Source organism: Acinetobacter sp. KS-LM10 (assembly GCF_036896575.1).
Taxonomy (GTDB): domain Bacteria; phylum Pseudomonadota; class Gammaproteobacteria; order Pseudomonadales; family Moraxellaceae; genus Acinetobacter; species Acinetobacter avistercoris.
In genome coordinates this window covers 3,244,192-3,262,225 of the sequence record NZ_CP145906.1, presented here as the reverse complement: position 1 = coordinate 3,262,225, position 18,034 = coordinate 3,244,192, and the positions used below count along the sequence as shown (strand labels likewise).

The following is an 18,034-nucleotide window of genomic DNA, read 5'->3' as shown; positions in this document are numbered from 1 at the left end:
TTTGCGTTATAATATGCATATTACACGTATTATTTAATGAAGCGTAAACTTCATTTAGTTTTTAAGATCAATGGCATAGCCAATGAGGAGCCGCATGGCCTTATTACCTATTCTGAGTTTCCCAGATCCGCGCCTACGTACCATTGCAAAACCTATCGCACAGGTAACGGATGAAATTCGTCACCTTGCAGCAGATATGTTTGAAACGATGTACCAAGCAGCAGGTATCGGTTTGGCTGCAACTCAGGTGGATCATCATATTCAGTTAATTGTCATGGACTTATCTGAAGAAAAAAATCAGCCAATGGTGTTTATTAATCCCCAAATTACACCTTTGACTGAAGATACCCTATCGTATGAAGAGGGCTGTTTATCTGTACCTCAAATATACGATAAAGTTGAACGTCCGTCACGTGTCAAAATCAATGCGATTGACTTAGAAGGCAAAGCATTTGAAATTGAAACCGATGGCTTACTTGCAGTGTGTATCCAGCATGAAATGGATCACTTAAACGGCAAGCTATTTGTTGATTACTTATCGCCTCTTAAGCGTCAGCGTGCACGTGAAAAACTTGCTAAAGCTGAGCGCCAGCGTCAAAAAGAAAAAGTCGCTGTAAAACGTTAATCGCAAATAGATTTTAACAAAGCCCAATTTCAATTGGGCTTTGTTATACTCAGGTATAGCGCTATTGAAAAGATTAAATAAGTTGAGGCTGTTTATTTGTTACGCATCGGGTTTCTGCTTAGTTTTATAGCAGTGTTTTTACAGATTGCTGTTTTTTTACAGCCTTTACTACCAAAGCAATATCAAATTGCTCCGGTCTGTGAAACGATCACCCGTGCTTTATTTCAGCCGCCGAATGCATTTGTTCAGATAACTTCTGAGCAATTTTCTGAATCACATAGCGTTGCCGAACATCAGCATCATTCTCACCAAGAACATTCAGTTGTTTTATCAGCGGATGCTTCTACTTCGCATCATGATCATCACGATGCCAACCATCAATGCCAATACTGTACGGTGTTTGGTAATTTGGTTTTACCCCCTGAGTTGCATGTCAAAGAAGTGTTGATTCGTATTCAAGTACGTCTGATTGCGTTTCAAGAAGCATTTAATCATGTCTATTTCTTACTGCAACGCCTGTATCTTTTGCCGCAAGGACGTGCGCCACCGCTTTTTGCATAAATGAAATGTATAGATCTGGGTTTTATTGACTCCAGAGCTTGTGCTGCTTGAAAAGCAGTTCATATTTATGTATTAAGTGAGATAAACTCATGGCTCAGCCTAAATTTTATTTACAGCCTCTTGCGGCTGCAATTTGTGTTGCCTTTTATTCACCTCTAAGTTTTGCCAATGTTGAAGATGCAACGGCAATCATAAAGAATCAAGAAACGATGCCAGTCAAAATGGCACAAAGTCTTGCACCTATTGTCGCAACAGCGCATCAGGGTAACGACGCTAATGGTTTGATCGTACGAGCTGATCCTAAACAGCCGATTCAACCTATTCCTGCAACGGATGGTGCTGATTATTTACAAAGTATTGTTGGATTTAACGCTGTAACGAGTGGCGGGACCAATAGTGATGTAACGTTCCGTGGCATGTTTGGTTCACGTATTAAAATACTCACAGACGGCACTGAAAACTTAGGCGCATGTCCAAGTCGAATGGACTCGCCAACATCCTATATTTCACCTGAAAGTTATGATGAAATCACCGTCATTAAAGGACCTCAGACGGTTCAGTTTGCCAATACGGGATCTGCTGCAACGGTTCAATTTAAACGAAAATCTGAGCAATTCACTGAAGATAAAAACTATCGTGGTCAAGTCAGTGTTTTAGCAGGGTCATTTGGACGTTTAGATCAGAATGTTGAGGTCGCAGCTGGCGACGAGCAAAAGTATGTCCGTTTAAATACCAATCGATCTGTTTCCAATGACTATCAAGATGGTGATGGAACTTCAGTGCATTCAAACTGGGAACGCTGGAATGCAGACTTGGCTCTGGGTTGGACACCAGATGAAAATACGTGGTTCGAACTCACGGGTGGTACGGCTGATGGTGAAGCAGCATATGCTGGACGAAGCATGGATGGTTCTCAATTTAAGCGAGACAGTTTAGGTTTGCGCTTTGAGAAAAAAAATCTCACTGATGTTATTCAAAAAGTTGAAGCACAAGTGAACTATAGTTTTAATGATCATGTCATGGATAACTTTAGCTTACGTAAACCACCGATGACGCATGATATGAGTTTAGGTATGGTGCCTAACCCATCCTCTATGCAAGTGACACGCCGTACTTTGAATGGACGAGTTGCAATGACACAGGAGTGGGACCGATTCCAACTGATCACAGGTCTCGATACACAAAACAATAAACATGCTGGCGGTATGGTTTCTCGAACCATGAATATGCCAACAACTGAAGATATGCACTTCAACTCTTATGGTGGTTTTGGAGAGTTAAGTTATCAACTCAGTGAGCAGAATAAGCTGGTTACAGGTGCGCGCGTCGATCAAGTGAAAGTTGAAGATTTACGCAAAGACTCTATCGATAAAGGTTTTAATCTGAAGTTAGATAAAACCTTAGCCAGTGGTTTTATTCGTTTTGAAAATAGCCATCCCGAACATGATGACGGTAAGACATACATTGGTATAGGGTTCGTGGAACGTATGCCTGATTATTGGGAGTTGTACAGCCCCAAACATGGCAATGCTGGATCTGTAAATACATTTAATGGTGTAGATACTGAAAAAACCATACAACTTGATTTGGGTTATCAGCATTCACATGGTGCTTATAGTTCATGGGTGTCGGGCTATGCGGGATGGGTAAAAGACTTTATTCTCATGAGCTATCATGACCATCCGAGTACGGGTATGGGCGGGCATGGTCATGGTTCATCTTTTAGTGCTGGCGCAAAAAATGTAGATGCGGCCATTGCTGGGGCTGAGGCAGGGATAGGCTATCAATTTAGTGATGCTATTCAAGCGGATATAAGCGCGATGTATGCATGGGGTAGAAACACCACAGACAATACGCCGTTACCGCAAATCTCACCTTTGGAAGGTCGAATCAATCTACGTTATATTCAAGATAACTACACTTTGGGTGCATTTTGGCGTGTCGTCGATGGACAGAATCGAATCAGTCAAAATCAAGGTAATATCGTAGGCTATGACATAAAACCAAGTGCAGGCTTTAGTACATTATCTTTGAATGGAACTTATCATCTTGTTGATGGTGTTGATCTTTCGGTCGGGGTGGACAATGTTCTCAATAAAACCTATACCGAACATTTGAATAAACTAGGTGATGCTGGAACTGGCTTAGCAGCAACAGAACAGTTCAATAATACAGGTCGTAATTATTGGGCACGGATCAGCATGAAGTTTTAAAAAATTTAATATTTTATAGATTGATTTTATAGAATTTTAATCACGCAGAAATCACTGTTTTATCATGGTGGTTTCTGCGACTGGCTTTTCCAAAGTTTATTGATGCCACGACAGCGGTAATAGGGGTATTTTTTTAACCGAGAGCTTATCAGCAAGCCAGTTTGTAAATAGCTAGCTTATTAATACCTCGTTTATTAATACCTAGAGATGATCGCTGATCTATTGAAGTGTATACGTCGACTAGCAGAACTTAGAAACAATAGAATAATTTTAAATTACAATAAAATAGTGCCTTAAAATCAAAATAAGTATCTAATGATCTTAAAGCACCATCGTGAAGCTCTGATTTATTGTTGCATGCTTGCTAATTGTTTTCCTGCATTTTGATACAACGTTAAAGCCTGTTCTTGTTGCATTCGCCCATGTTTTTGCAAATATAAATCTAATTTCGGAATTTGTTTGGCGCTGTTGTAAATCACCGTATTTTTGGCCATGAGATAGATTGGATACCAGGCAATAGGTCGGGGAGGAAGGCCGAGATTCTTCATTTTCTTACGACCCAGAAACAGTTGAGTCAGGTCCAAATGGTTACGATAAGCTTTCTTCTGTAAAAAACGATTAAAACGTTTATATTCTCTTTCAAAAGGCTCTTTAGATAAGCTCACAGCAAGTTTACGGCTACTGTCATCGACTTTTGGATGCGCATAGTTCATCCATTGCAGTAATTTCCAACCTTCAGATTCTTTGTCGACTAACCATTGTTCATCTACACCCATCAACCAACCCGCATATTTCCAAAAATGCATAATCGACTCTACTTCTGTTTTATTGGGAAAGATGCCAATTCCCCGAACACCTAAGAGCAATACACCACTAAATGCAATATTTGTTAAGGCTTGATCGAATTGATTAATGGGTGCACCCCAAACCTCATGATCCCATTCGGCGGATTTATTCAGTTGATAACGCACTAATGCGTGAATAAAGCGAACAAAAATAGTCGACGTGAATCCATCATTAAAACGATCAAAACTATTTTCTTTATTGACGTCGAGCCACCATTTATGGGTTTCTGCTAAACGTTTTCCTGCAAATTTACTGAGCGCACCAGTCAATATGAGTGGCTGATTAAAACCTGGGTATTGATAACCTGTCATTAACGCTAAATCGCGGAGTATAAATGTGCTGTTGGTACCCAAACGATGTGTAAATTGAATAGATGCTTTTATTTTGGCAGGATCAAACCACGCTGGGGGCGTTTCGACCAACTTAAAAAATGTTGTTAGCTCTGGAATCTCATGAGGAAGTTGATCCAAGCCCTGATAAAGTGCTGTTTCGAAATATTTGCGATGTACTCTGGGGTTGGTCATCACCCACGCCATTACCGTATCCATGGCGATATCGCCAGTGTGCATACTTTGGTTTAAGGCCAAGTAGTCGTCATAACTGGGAATAAAGTTTTGATCTGTAAATTTGTTTAATACTCTAGAGATCAAATCGCTCTTTTGCATTCTTTCAAATGACGCTAAGCGTTTCGGTATTTTTAAATTTGACATGTTGGAGTCAGCCTGGTTATTGTTTAACCAAAGAATAATATGAATATTTATTCGCATTCAATTCGCATTTCAGGTTGAGCTGTATATGAGAAAAAGACCACAACAGCAACGCGCGAAAATAGTGGTAGATAGTATTTTGCAAGCCACTCAGTTATGTGTCGCTGAATATGGCTTAGTTCAAGTCACCACACCCAAAATTGCTGAAAAGTCAGGGGTGAGTGTTGGATCTATCTATCAATACTTCGAAAATAAAGATCAGATCATATTGGAGCTTTTACGCCGTAAAAGTGAAAACTTGGGCTTGGCACTCAAGCAACTTTCAATATCTCAAGAACAGATCGAATTGAAAGTACTGATTGATAGCAGTTTGCAATTTGGTTTTGATGTTATGCGAGAAGACAACGGATTTTTTATTGAAGTACTCAAACATTGGCATGGATATAACAACTCTGAAGCGGCGAAGATTTTAGAAAAACATTTTTTTGAAGTTGGTTTATATGTATTTAATCGCTTTTATCCGCATTGGAGTTTCGAAACGCTTAAACATAAATCGTTTGTCATCATCAATAGCACTCTATTTACGATGATGAGATATGTCAGTAATAATGATTTTCTTATATCAGAACAACAGCTTAAGGCGGAACTCAGCATAATGATTTTGGCTTATTTGGGTGAGCAAAATAAATAATAAAATTATTTTAAAATAAAAAATATATAATAATCATAAACTTATGAATATTTAAGATTATTTAGTATTCACATGATAAATCTTTTTGAAAAACAGGGTTGCAACTGATCTGAAATCCTGTAGAATGCACATCCATCGGCGGTGATGTTGATTAAAACTTGTTGGGAAACAAGGATTTAGCTGAAAGGTTTGAATCTTTATTGTTTTGAAGAAGTTTAAAATTAATGAACAAAACCTGTTGACTATTCTCAGAAAGAGAGTAGTATAACCGACCTAGCTTGCTGGTGACGAATCAGCAAGAAGATCATTAAGAGATTATGAAGAACAACTTGTGTGGATTTTTACTGGTTGATCGATCGAAATTATTTTCATTGATTGATGGTAGAAATTACTCGAAGTTTATTTGAGAAATATTTGTCAGAAAATTGATGAGCCAAGATTGGTGCCCTTTAAGGCACTAAGCAATATTAAACTGAAGAGTTTGATCATGGCTCAGATTGAACGCTGGCGGCAGGCTTAACACATGCAAGTCGAGCGGGGAAAAGTAGCTTGCTACTGGACCTAGCGGCGGACGGGTGAGTAATACTTAGGAATCTGCCCATTAATGGGGGACAACAGTTGGAAACGACTGCTAATACCGCATACGCCCTACGGGGGAAAGCAGGGGATCTTCGGACCTTGCGTTAATGGATGAGCCTAAGTCGGATTAGCTAGTTGGTGGGGTAAAGGCCTACCAAGGCGACGATCTGTAGCGGGTCTGAGAGGATGATCCGCCACACTGGGACTGAGACACGGCCCAGACTCCTACGGGAGGCAGCAGTGGGGAATATTGGACAATGGGGGGAACCCTGATCCAGCCATGCCGCGTGTGTGAAGAAGGCCTTTTGGTTGTAAAGCACTTTAAGCGAGGAGGAGGCTACTTGGATTAATACTCTGAGATAGTGGACGTTACTCGCAGAATAAGCACCGGCTAACTCTGTGCCAGCAGCCGCGGTAATACAGAGGGTGCGAGCGTTAATCGGATTTACTGGGCGTAAAGCGTGCGTAGGTGGCCAATTAAGTCAAATGTGAAATCCCTGAGCTTAACTTAGGAATTGCATTCGATACTGGTTGGCTAGAGTATGGGAGAGGATGGTAGAATTCCAGGTGTAGCGGTGAAATGCGTAGAGATCTGGAGGAATACCGATGGCGAAGGCAGCCATCTGGCCTAATACTGACACTGAGGTACGAAAGCATGGGGAGCAAACAGGATTAGATACCCTGGTAGTCCATGCCGTAAACGATGTCTACTAGCCGTTGGGGTCTTTGAGACTTTAGTGGCGCAGCTAACGCGATAAGTAGACCGCCTGGGGAGTACGGTCGCAAGACTAAAACTCAAATGAATTGACGGGGGCCCGCACAAGCGGTGGAGCATGTGGTTTAATTCGATGCAACGCGAAGAACCTTACCTGGTCTTGACATACAGAGAACTTTCCAGAGATGGATTGGTGCCTTCGGGAACTCTGATACAGGTGCTGCATGGCTGTCGTCAGCTCGTGTCGTGAGATGTTGGGTTAAGTCCCGCAACGAGCGCAACCCTTTTCCTTATTTGCCAGCGGGTTAAGCCGGGAACTTTAAGGATACTGCCAGTGACAAACTGGAGGAAGGCGGGGACGACGTCAAGTCATCATGGCCCTTACGACCAGGGCTACACACGTGCTACAATGGTCGGTACAAAGGGTTGCTACCTAGCGATAGGATGCTAATCTCAAAAAGCCGATCGTAGTCCGGATTGGAGTCTGCAACTCGACTCCATGAAGTCGGAATCGCTAGTAATCGCGGATCAGAATGCCGCGGTGAATACGTTCCCGGGCCTTGTACACACCGCCCGTCACACCATGGGAGTTTGTTGCACCAGAAGTAGGTAGTCTAACCGCAAGGAGGACGCTTACCACGGTGTGGCCGATGACTGGGGTGAAGTCGTAACAAGGTAGCCGTAGGGGAACCTGCGGCTGGATCACCTCCTTAACGAAAGATTGACGATCGGTAAGAATCCACAACAAGTTGTTCTTCATGAAGATGTATCTGAGGGTCTGTAGCTCAGTTGGTTAGAGCACACGCTTGATAAGCGTGGGGTCACAAGTTCAAGTCTTGTCAGACCCACCACTCTGCGAACTTTACAGATAAAAAGATACGTCGATCTATATGATAAGCTGGGGACTTAGCTTAGTTGGTAGAGCGCCTGCTTTGCACGCAGGAGGTCAACGGTTCGACTCCGTTAGTCTCCACCATTCACTTTAAGTGAATAAGCTGAGAAATTATAGAACTTAGTGAATATCAACCATTGAGTGGTTTGAGTTTATTAAGTTCTGTGATTTATCACAGTTTCTAGACCTGACGAAGGCTAGAAAAATCATTAACAGAATATATTTGAGTTGAAATAAATTGTTTAAGGCTCAACATTAAATTGACATTTAAATGTGACACGCAAGTGACAGGTTTGGATGGAGATAGAATGTTGAGAAACTAGCGATTAACTGAATCAAGCGTTTTGGTATATGAATTAGATTGAAGCTGTACAGTGATTAAGTTCACAGTGCGTCAAACTGTAATGTTGAATGTTCTGCTTGTAAGAACAATCGACTGTTTGGGGTTGTATAGTCAAGTAATTAAGTGCATGTGGTGGATGCCTTGGCAGTCAGAGGCGATGAAAGACGTAATAGCCTGCGATAAGCTCCGGGGAGGCGGCAAATATCCTGTGATCCGGAGATTTCTGAATGGGGAAACCCACTTACCATAAGGTAGGTATTGCATGATGAATACATAGTCATGCAAGGCGAACGAGGGGAAGTGAAACATCTCAGTACCCTTAGGAAAAGAAATCAATTGAGATTCCCTTAGTAGCGGCGAGCGAACGGGGAAAAGCCCATTAAGTCATATAAGTTCTAGTGGAATGCTCTGGGAAGTGCAACCGTAGTGGGTGATAGTCCTGTACACGAAAGGGCTTATATGATGATGTCGAGTAGGGCGGGGCACGTGAAACCTTGTCTGAATATGGGGGGACCATCCTCCAAGGCTAAATACTCCTGACTGACCGATAGTGAACCAGTACCGTGAGGGAAAGGCGAAAAGAACCCCTGTGAGGGGAGTGAAATAGATCCTGAAACCGCATGCATACAAGCAGTGGGAGCCGGCATTGAGTCCGGTGACTGCGTACCTTTTGTATAATGGGTCAGCGACTTACATTCAGTAGCAAGGTTAACCGAATAGGGGAGCCGTAGAGAAATCGAGTCTTAATAGGGCGTTTAGTTGCTGGGTGTAGACCCGAAACCAGGCGATCTATCCATGAGCAGGTTGAAGGTTGGGTAACACTAACTGGAGGACCGAACCCACTGTCGTTGAAAAGCCAGGGGATGACTTGTGGATAGGGGTGAAAGGCTAATCAAGCCTGGTGATAGCTGGTTCTCCCCGAAAGCTATTTAGGTAGCGCCTCGGACGAATACCATTGGGGGTAGAGCACTGTTTCGGCTAGGGGGTCATCCCGACTTACCAAACCGATGCAAACTCCGAATACCAATGAGTACTATCCGGGAGACAGACTGCGGGTGCTAACGTCCGTAGTCAAGAGGAAAACAATCCAGACCGCCAGCTAAGGCCCCAAAATTATAGTTAAGTGGGAAACGATGTGGGAAGGCATAGACAGCTAGGAGGTTGGCTTAGAAGCAGCCATCCTTTAAAGAAAGCGTAATAGCTCACTAGTCGAGTCGGCCTGCGCGGAAGATGTAACGGGGCTAAAACTATATGCCGAAGCTGCGGATTTGCAATTTATTGCAAGTGGTAGGGGAGCGTTCTGTAAGCCGATGAAGGTGGATTGAGAAGTCTGCTGGAGGTATCAGAAGTGCGAATGCTGACGTGAGTAACGACAAAACGAGTGAAAAACTCGTTCGCTGAAAGACCAAGGGTTCCAGTCCAACGTTAATCGGGGCTGGGTGAGTCGACCCCTAAGGCGAGGCCGAGAGGCGTAGTCGATGGGAAATTGGTTAATATTCCAATACTTCTGTGTAATGCGATGAGAGGACGGAGAAGGTTAAGTCAGCCTGGCGTTGGTTGTCCAGGTGAAAGGCTGTAGGCATGCATCTTAGGCAAATCCGGGGTGCTCTATGCTGAGAGCTGATAGCAAGCTAGTTTACTAGCGAAGTGGCTGATACCATACTTCCAGGAAAAGTCTCTAAGCTTCAGTTACACAGGAATCGTACCCGAAACCGACACAGGTGGTCAGGTCGAGTAGACCAAAGCGCTTGAGAGAACTCTGCTGAAGGAACTAGGCAAAATGGTACCGTAACTTCGGGAGAAGGTACGCTGTCGACGGTGATAACCCTTGCGGTTTGAGCGGTTGACAGCCACAGAAACCAGGCCCCTGCAACTGTTTATTAAAAACATAGCACTCTGCAAACACGAAAGTGGACGTATAGGGTGTGATGCCTGCCCGGTGCTGGAAGGTTAATTGATGGGGTTAGCGTAAGCGAAGCTCTTGATCGAAGCCCCAGTAAACGGCGGCCGTAACTATAACGGTCCTAAGGTAGCGAAATTCCTTGTCGGGTAAGTTCCGACCTGCACGAATGGCATAATGATGGGGGCGCTGTCTCCAGCAGAGACTCAGTGAAATCGAATTCGCCGTGAAGATGCGGTGTACCCGCGGCTAGACGGAAAGACCCCGTGAACCTTTACTGCAGCTTGACATTGAACTTTGATCTTACTTGTGTAGGATAGGTGGGAGGCTTTGAAGTCGCGACGCTAGTTGCGATGGAGCCAATCTTGAAATACCACCCTGGTAATATTGAGGTTCTAACTCTGCTCCATTATCTGGAGCGAGGACCATGTCTGGTGGGTAGTTTGACTGGGGCGGTCTCCTCCTAAAGAGTAACGGAGGAGTACGAAGGTGCGCTCAGCGTGGTCGGAAATCACGCGTAGAGTATAAAGGCAAAAGCGCGCTTAACTGCGAGACCCACAAGTCGAGCAGGTACGAAAGTAGGTCTTAGTGATCCGGTGGTTCTGTATGGAAGGGCCATCGCTCAACGGATAAAAGGTACTCTGGGGATAACAGGCTGATACCGCCCAAGAGTTCATATCGACGGCGGTGTTTGGCACCTCGATGTCGGCTCATCTCATCCTGGGGCTGAAGCAGGTCCCAAGGGTATGGCTGTTCGCCATTTAAAGAGGTACGCGAGCTGGGTTTAGAACGTCGTGAGACAGTTCGGTCCCTATCTACCGTGGGCGTTGGAAATTTGAGAGGATCTGCTCCTAGTACGAGAGGACCAGAGTGGACGAACCTCTGGTGTACCGGTTGTGACGCCAGTCGCATCGCCGGGTAGCTATGTTCGGAAGGGATAACCGCTGAAAGCATCTAAGCGGGAAGCCTACCTCAAGATTAGATTTCCCTAGGACTATATGTCCTCTAAAGAGCCGTTGAAGACTACAACGTTGATAGGTTGGATGTGGAAGCATAGTGATATGTGAAGCTGACCAATACTAATTACTCGTGAGGCTTGACTATACAACACCCAAACAGTTGGTGTTGTTGATCTAATTGATACAAAAACCTTGATTTAGTGAAAGCTAGTCCTTAAACTGCAACTCAAATATAGTTCTGTTAATAACTCTTTTGGTAGAAAGCTTTGGCATCTAAATAAGACCAATGCAAGTATCCATAAACAGTTGTGCTGGCGACAATAGCAAGAGTGAACCACCTGATCCCTTCCCGAACTCAGAAGTGAAACCTCTTCGCGCTGATGGTAGTGTGGGGTTACCCATGTGAGAGTAAGTCATCGCCAGCTCATTAATTCTAAAACACCCCCAACCCGATTAGCGTTGCTATGAGAGTTGGGGGTGTTTTTTTATGTCTGGATTCTATAAGATCTTTAATAATTCAATAAGAAATCTTGTATATGGAAGATATAAAAGGATTAATAGAGGCAATCTCATCCTTAAAGCAAGAGACAAATTATTTTAAGGAGTATATTTTTCCTATAACAATGGCCTTTTTTTCTTCTTTTATGGGAGCTTTACTAGCATATTTTTTTTCGAAGGCAAGAAAGTATAGTTGCCGAAAAATTAAAATTAGATATTATAAATAAATGGTTATTATTAGGTGATGAAATACATCAATCTTTAATTGCTTAGATTCTTAAATGAAGTGCAACAGAGATTAAATTATTGGAAAGAAGCAAGATGAGATAGCATTTTGCTTCCGACCGACCAAAGTCAAAGTTGCATCATGAACTATACTCATCTTACTCAAGAAGAACGATATCAGATTTATACCCTGTTACGTGAAGGTTTTTCCAAACGCTATATCGCTTGGCGTTTAAATCGTTCACCAGCAACGATCTCTAGAGAAATCACCCGAAATAAAGCTAGAAATGGTTACTTCGCTAAACATGCACATAAAGTCGCTTTAAAACGTCATCGCTCCAATCCTAAAAGAATCCCATCTCATATTTGGGCGCTTGTCATTTCTTACCTAAACCTACAATGGAGCCCTGAACAAATTGCTTCTCACGTAGCAGTCAGTCTGCATTCTATTTACAGGTTTATAAAACAGAATAAAAGCAATGGTGGCGTGCTTTTCCACAACCTACGTTTCAGAAATCAAAGAAAGAGAAAATATGGTTCTCCTGAAACCCGCGGTCAGCTCACTCATCGTAAAAGCATTCATGAAAGACCGCATGAGGTTGAACAACGGACTCGCTTTGGTGACTTGGAGATAGATACGATCGTAGGTAAAAATCATCAACAATCTTTAGTTTCAATTGTAGATCGAAGAACAGGCTATCTTTGGCTAACAAAGTGCAATACACGTAAGGCTGAAGACATAAGCAGAGCGACCATCAATCTACTCACCCCCATCAAAGACCAATTGAAAACAATAACTGCAGACAATGGCAAAGAGTTCAGTTTGCATGAGCATATTGCTCAAGAACTTGATTTGGATTGGTATTTCGCAGATCCCTACAGTGCTTGGCAACGAGGTACAAATGAAAACACCAATGGATTAATCAGACAATACATAAGGAAAGGTAGTGATTTAAATCATTACACGGATGAGTATATTTCAGAAATCACTCAACGTTTGAATCAACGTCCAAGAAAAAGACTCGGCTTTAAAAGTCCGAGTCAGGTATTATGCCAACAACATGGTGTTGCACTTCAAACGATAATCTAAGTTGCAATAAAATTTAATTATTATAATCGTTTGAATAGTGATCCATATCAAAGAGTATTTGGTGTTCCTACTATATTGATAAATGATCAAAATTATAAGTTTAATTATCATGAGTTGGTTTTTATATCAGATGCTGAAATAGGAAAGTGGTCTAACATTCCATACTTAAGAACATTATTTTCTAACTATTCAAGTTTAATATCCATGTGGCAGTCACGAAATAATCTTAATGAGCAGGTTAAAATACAGATAATGCTTGCTAGCAAGCAAAACACTTCATACATTGATTTAGTAGATACACAAATTGAAGAGTACGCAAATCAAAGTGATTTAGCAGTTCTTATAGATCTAACTGAGCGGGCATTGAGACTTACGGATGATCTAATTATAGAATTTCATAAATTTTAAATGAATTCCCTAATGTGGCAAAAGATAAAATAAATTTAAAACTCATAAAGAGCTACGGTTTTATTTTAAAATATGACTCTAGTAATAATGATGACATAACATTATTTTTAAAAGAGAACCCTTCGCCTGATTACACAAAATTATCAAATATTTTGGGACGTTCAGAAGAAGAACTTATGGCAAGATATAGCTCAATATTTCATAAATAATCTAAGGTGTATTTAATGAAACTCAACTCAATCTCCCCAATCCCTGAAGATGACGAAGAACTCCATCTTCCTGAGCTTGTTTACTGGGCATCACTTGGCGAAGTTACTGAAGTTGAAAAAGTACTTGAGCAAGGTGTTGATGTAAATCAAACTGATGATGAAGGCTATAGTGCCTTACAAGCTGCTGCTGAAAATGACAACTTAGAAGTCGTTAAATTATTAGTGAGTAAAGGTGCAGATGTTCAATATAAAAGTGAATATACAGCGCTACAACTTGCCGAAATGGCAGAGAATAGTGCAATTATTGATTATTTAAAAAGTATTTAAGTGATTAAAATCTATAAATAAACTATGAGTAAAGTGCGAATAAAGAAAAGCCCATCATCCTGATGGGCTTTTCTTCGTATTGGTGATTTAGATTTGACTCCTGTCTAATCTCACGTCCCGATGCTCAAACTGATTATTGTTGTTTTTTGTTTGGGAAACGTCCTGTTTCCTGATAACTAAAGATTAGCCAAAATCAGCAGGGGAGAAAAGCCGACAAGGGAAGCTTTCGATGTAAGCATTCGCTTACAAAGACTCTTAAGTCTCTAATTCTTTGAGAATGGCTTGATTAAATGCAGAAATATCATCTGGGTTTCGTGAGGTGATTAAAGGCCAACCGCCTGTGTTGCAACGATGAACTTCTCCATCGACCCATTTCCCACCTGCATTTTGCAGATCTAGCTTGATGCTGTGATAAGAAGTAAGGTTTTTATCCTTAATCCGTTCAGCATTGATCAGTACCCAAGGTGCATGACAAATGGCAGCAATCGGTCTTTGCTGATCACTAAAATATTGAATAATTTTTAGAGCATCTTGATTAATACGAAGCTGATCGGCATTTACAGTGCCACCAGGAATCACCAAAATGTCGTAATCTTCAAATGCTACTTGAGCAAGTGTGGTGTGGGGTGTATATCGCGTCGCGGGTTCTTTATCACTTTTTACAGATTGTACGTCTTCTTTAGTTTCAGCAGCATGGATAACTTCAATCCCTTTTGACTGTAAAAACTGTAGAGATTTAATCAGCTCATCCTGCTCAACACCTTGATTCGATGTAATAAATAATGCTTTTTTTGACATAATATTCACCGTGCTCGCTTAAGATTTCCTATTTACACTATCAAGATTTAGCGTAAGTAATGTCGTTCATTCGCTAAGCTTTGTATCAGTTTTCATGCAGAAATTATTTTTTAGTACCTATATTTATTAATTTTTTTTAATCGTTTGATTATCATTTAATGTTGATAAATAGCAGATCTCTTTCATAAGTCGAAAAATGATCTGTATTGGCCATAAATTGATAGGTAAAATACCATCTCCTTTTGGGAGAAGGTTAGGATGAGGGAATACTCATGATGAGTGTATTGTATGAATAATGACTTTTGAAAGAAGTCTAGTGAGTTTTCATTCTTAGGCTTAAGCTTAAATGGATGAATACATGGTATTGAATGGTGATAAATCAAAATAAGAATGCTCTGATTCTTATCGATTTAATAAGTTTCAGACTTCTATAATAAATAAAAATTGTTTATTTGAGCTTTAATCTTAATGGCCATTCATTTAACGCTTTCTCTATATCTTAAAATTTATATGAAACGAAGTGTTTTAACTCATTCAAAGTGTTCAGAATTAAAGCGCTTAACGAAAGAATGTTAAGTTGTTGCAATTGTTTGTTTTTTAGACAAGCAAGCTGAGTATGATTCATGTTAAAATACTCGGCTTTCATCTTAGATCTCTCCCGATCGCCATCTGCCAATCGAGATTAATTACCATGTCTACAGCTTATACTGCTCAGACAGCGCCAACTGCGTTGTTTGATTACGACAAATATTGGGCATCATGTTTTGAACCTGCACCATTTTTGCCGATGTCACGCGAGGAGATGGACTTACTCGGTTGGGACAGCTGTGACTTTATTTTGGTCTGTGGTGATGCTTATATTGATCATCCATCATTTTGTTCAGGCATCATTGGCCGTACTTTAGAAGCACAAGGTTTCCGTGTTGGTATTATCGCACAACCGGATTGGACTTCCGCTGAAGCATTTAAAGTCTTGGGTAAACCCAATATTGCTTGGGGCGTGACCGCAGGTAATATGGATTCAATGATCAACCGTTATACGGCTGACCGTAAAATCCGTTCGGATGATGCATATTCACCAGATAACCAACCGAATAAGCGTCCAGATCGTGCGGCAACTGTGTATTGTCAGCGTGTACGTGAAGCTTATCCTGATGTACCTGTTTTATTAGGTGGTATCGAAGCGTCGTTACGTCGTATTGCGCACTATGATTATTGGTCTGATAAAGTACGTCGTTCAGTGCTTATGGATTCAAAAGCCGATTTATTGATGTACGGTAATGGCGAACGCTCAATTACTGAGATCATGCATCGTTTGGCACGTGGAGAGAAAATTCACGAGATTACAGATGTACGTGGTACTGCATTTATTGTAAATAAATACAATCGTGCGTCTAAAGCTAAATTTGTTGAAATTGCCTCGAATGATGTCGATACCGTTGGACGTGTCGATGCAATTATCAACCCTTATGTCATGACCGAAGATCTAGAAGGTTGTGAGATTGAGAAAGATAAAGAAGATAGCCTAACGCAATACCAAGGTTTCAAAAAAGAACATGTTGCGAATCCGATTATTCGTGAAGGTGATACATTAGATGCGAACACACAGATTGTTCGTCTACAGCCTGCATCAAAAGCCATTAAACACAAATTACCACCACGTGAATTGGCTGTTATTCGCTTACCTGCATTTGAAGAAGTGTCAGCTGATCCTGTTTTATATGCGCATGCGAATCGTATTTTGCATTTAGAAACCAACCCGGGTAATGCGCGTGCAATGGTTCAAAAACATGGTGAACGTGATGTGTGGTTAAACCCACCACCGATACCATTGACCACTGAAGAAATGGATTACGTGTTTGAATATCCATATGCGCGTTTACCACATCCTTCGTATGGTGATGCACGTTTCCCTGCATTTGATATGATTAAGTTCTCTGTGAACATCATGCGTGGTTGTTTCGGCGGTTGCACGTTCTGTTCTATTACAGAACATGAAGGTCGTATTATTCAAAACCGTTCTGAAGAATCGATTTTACGTGAAGTTGAAAAAATTCGTGATACAGCACCTGGTTTTACAGGCATTATTTCGGATTTAGGTGGACCAACAGCAAACATGTATCGTTTGCATTGTAATGATCCTGAAATTGAAAAAAATTGCCGTAAGCCATCATGTGTGTATCCAGGTGTGTGTCAGAACTTATTGACCGATCATGCACCATTGACCCAGTTATATCGTAAAGCACGGTCATTAAAAGGTATTAAAAAGATTCTGATTGGTTCAGGTCTACGTTATGACCTTGCGGTATTGAACCCTGAGTATGTAAAAGAATTGGTTCAACACCACGTCGGCGGTTATCTGAAAATTGCGCCTGAGCATACCGAAAAAGGTCCATTGTCGAAGATGATGAAACCGGGTATTGGTAGTTATGACCGCTTTAAGCAAATGTTTGATCGTTACAGTAAAGAAGCAGGGAAAGAGCAATATTTGATTCCTTACTTCATTGCTGCGCATCCAGGTACGACTGAATACGACATGATGAATCTTGCCATTTGGTTGAAAAAGAATGGTTTCCGTGCCGATCAAGTACAAACCTTCTATCCATCACCGATGGCAACAGCGACCACCATGTACTACACGGGTAAAAATCCGCTAGCGAAAGTGGCACGTTATACTGAAAATCTAGACATCGTGAAAGGGGATAAACGTCGTCGTATCCACAAAGCCTTCTTACGTTATCATGATTCAAACAACTGGCCATTACTGCGTGAAGCTTTGAAAGAAATGGGTCGTGCTGATTTAATCGGTAACTCGAAGCATCACTTGATTCCGACGTATCAGCCTGTAGGTACAGAAGGTCAATATCAGTCAGCACGTAAAAAGAATTCAACTGTTGCAGGTGATTCACAAAAACGTAGCGCTGAGAATGTTGAACGTAATAGTAAAGCGAGCCAAGGTCGTCCATCGAATACCAAAAAACGTCCTGAACGCGGTCAAATTTTGACACAACATACGGGTTTGCCTCCACGTGAAACAGGGGATGCAAAACGACCGCATACAGCTAAACCGAAGAGTAAGAATAAATCCAAAGCTTAAATAGTTGGGTGATAAAAAGAGGACGCTAGCCGTCCTCTTTTTTGTGGATAACTTATTTTCACATGTTGATAAGTATTATTACAAAACTTGCCTGTTGTACCTCTTACTAATTAAGTGATACTTAAAGCTATTTTTAAAGCTTTGGTTTTTCGTCAGGAAAAGTTGTATTTAAAAATTAAATTCGATATATATAGGTTATATATAAAAAGTTAAATGATTTTAAACATCTTTTTATGATGAAGATTTTGCGCATAAGTTGTTGAGTTTATCCAAAATTTCCATTAAATGAATTAAAAAAAAGCTTTATTTACGGTTCATTATTTGTGTACGGTTCATTGTTTATGTCCAATG

The 18,034-nt window shown here is 41.2% G+C and carries 10 protein-coding genes, 2 tRNA genes and 3 rRNA genes; 13 read left to right on the top strand and 2 right to left on the bottom strand.

Features of this window, described 5'->3' with window-relative positions; genetic code table 11:
- The first annotated feature begins 94 nt into the window (after positions 1-94).
- The 3 genes from def to V5M36_RS14760 all read left to right on the top strand — a co-directional run bounded on the left by def (position 95) and on the right by V5M36_RS14760 (position 3,399).
- Complete coding sequence (gene def, locus V5M36_RS14770) at positions 95-625, top strand: peptide deformylase (protein ID WP_338560359.1); 531 nt, start codon at positions 95-97, stop codon at positions 623-625.
- Between the two features lie 96 nt (positions 626-721).
- Positions 722-1,186 carry a DUF2946 family protein gene (locus tag V5M36_RS14765; RefSeq protein WP_338560358.1) on the top strand — a complete coding sequence of 155 codons (465 nt, stop codon included), beginning with the start codon at positions 722-724 and terminating at the stop codon, positions 1,184-1,186.
- Between the two features lie 89 nt (positions 1,187-1,275).
- A complete protein-coding gene (locus V5M36_RS14760) occupies positions 1,276-3,399 on the top strand; it encodes a TonB-dependent copper receptor (RefSeq protein WP_338560357.1) in 2,124 nt (707 codons plus the stop codon).
- 347 nt (positions 3,400-3,746) lie between these two features.
- Here the strand turns inward: V5M36_RS14760 and V5M36_RS14755 are convergent, their stop codons facing one another.
- Complete coding sequence (locus V5M36_RS14755) at positions 3,747-4,955, bottom strand: oxygenase MpaB family protein (RefSeq protein ID WP_338560355.1); 1,209 nt, start codon at positions 4,953-4,955, stop codon at positions 3,747-3,749.
- 85 nt (positions 4,956-5,040) lie between these two features.
- Between V5M36_RS14755 and V5M36_RS14750 the strand changes: the two genes are divergently transcribed.
- From V5M36_RS14750 to V5M36_RS14710, 9 genes are all read left to right on the top strand, one after another.
- Entirely contained in the window at positions 5,041-5,643 is a 603-nt protein-coding gene (locus V5M36_RS14750; RefSeq protein ID WP_338560354.1) for a TetR/AcrR family transcriptional regulator, read from the top strand.
- A 469-nt stretch (positions 5,644-6,112) separates the two neighbouring features.
- Positions 6,113-7,650, top strand: a 16S ribosomal RNA gene (locus tag V5M36_RS14745).
- 61 nt (positions 7,651-7,711) lie between these two features.
- Positions 7,712-7,788 (top strand) — tRNA-Ile (locus V5M36_RS14740).
- A 49-nt stretch (positions 7,789-7,837) separates the two neighbouring features.
- Positions 7,838-7,913: transfer RNA gene (locus V5M36_RS14735), tRNA-Ala, on the top strand.
- Positions 7,914-8,281: 368 nt separating this feature from the next.
- Positions 8,282-11,176 (top strand): 23S ribosomal RNA (locus V5M36_RS14730).
- Between the two features lie 165 nt (positions 11,177-11,341).
- A 5S ribosomal RNA gene (gene rrf / locus V5M36_RS14725) occupies positions 11,342-11,456 on the top strand.
- Together the 16S, 23S and 5S rRNA genes with 2 tRNA genes alongside form the textbook arrangement of a ribosomal RNA operon.
- A gap of 440 nt (positions 11,457-11,896) precedes the next feature.
- Positions 11,897-12,844 carry an IS30 family transposase gene (locus tag V5M36_RS14720; RefSeq protein ID WP_338560353.1) on the top strand — a complete coding sequence of 316 codons (948 nt, stop codon included), beginning with the start codon at positions 11,897-11,899 and terminating at the stop codon, positions 12,842-12,844.
- 422 nt (positions 12,845-13,266) lie between these two features.
- The gene (locus V5M36_RS14715) at positions 13,267-13,461 is read left to right on the top strand and encodes a hypothetical protein (protein WP_338560351.1); all 195 of its coding nucleotides are present in this window, start codon (positions 13,267-13,269) and stop codon (positions 13,459-13,461) included.
- A gap of 15 nt (positions 13,462-13,476) precedes the next feature.
- Positions 13,477-13,788 carry an ankyrin repeat domain-containing protein gene (locus V5M36_RS14710; RefSeq protein WP_338560348.1) on the top strand — a complete coding sequence of 104 codons (312 nt, stop codon included), beginning with the start codon at positions 13,477-13,479 and terminating at the stop codon, positions 13,786-13,788.
- 255 nt (positions 13,789-14,043) lie between these two features.
- Here V5M36_RS14710 and V5M36_RS14705 read toward each other — a convergent pair whose 3' ends face one another.
- On the bottom strand, positions 14,044-14,586 hold the full coding sequence (locus tag V5M36_RS14705; protein ID WP_338560346.1) for a type 1 glutamine amidotransferase domain-containing protein: 543 nt from the start codon (positions 14,584-14,586) through the stop codon (positions 14,044-14,046).
- A gap of 691 nt (positions 14,587-15,277) precedes the next feature.
- On the opposite strand from V5M36_RS14705, the gene V5M36_RS14700 reads away from it, so the two are divergent.
- Positions 15,278-17,683, top strand: coding sequence for a YgiQ family radical SAM protein (locus V5M36_RS14700; RefSeq protein WP_338560344.1), 2,406 nt, complete (start codon positions 15,278-15,280; stop codon positions 17,681-17,683).
- The last annotated feature ends 351 nt before the right edge of the window (positions 17,684-18,034 follow it).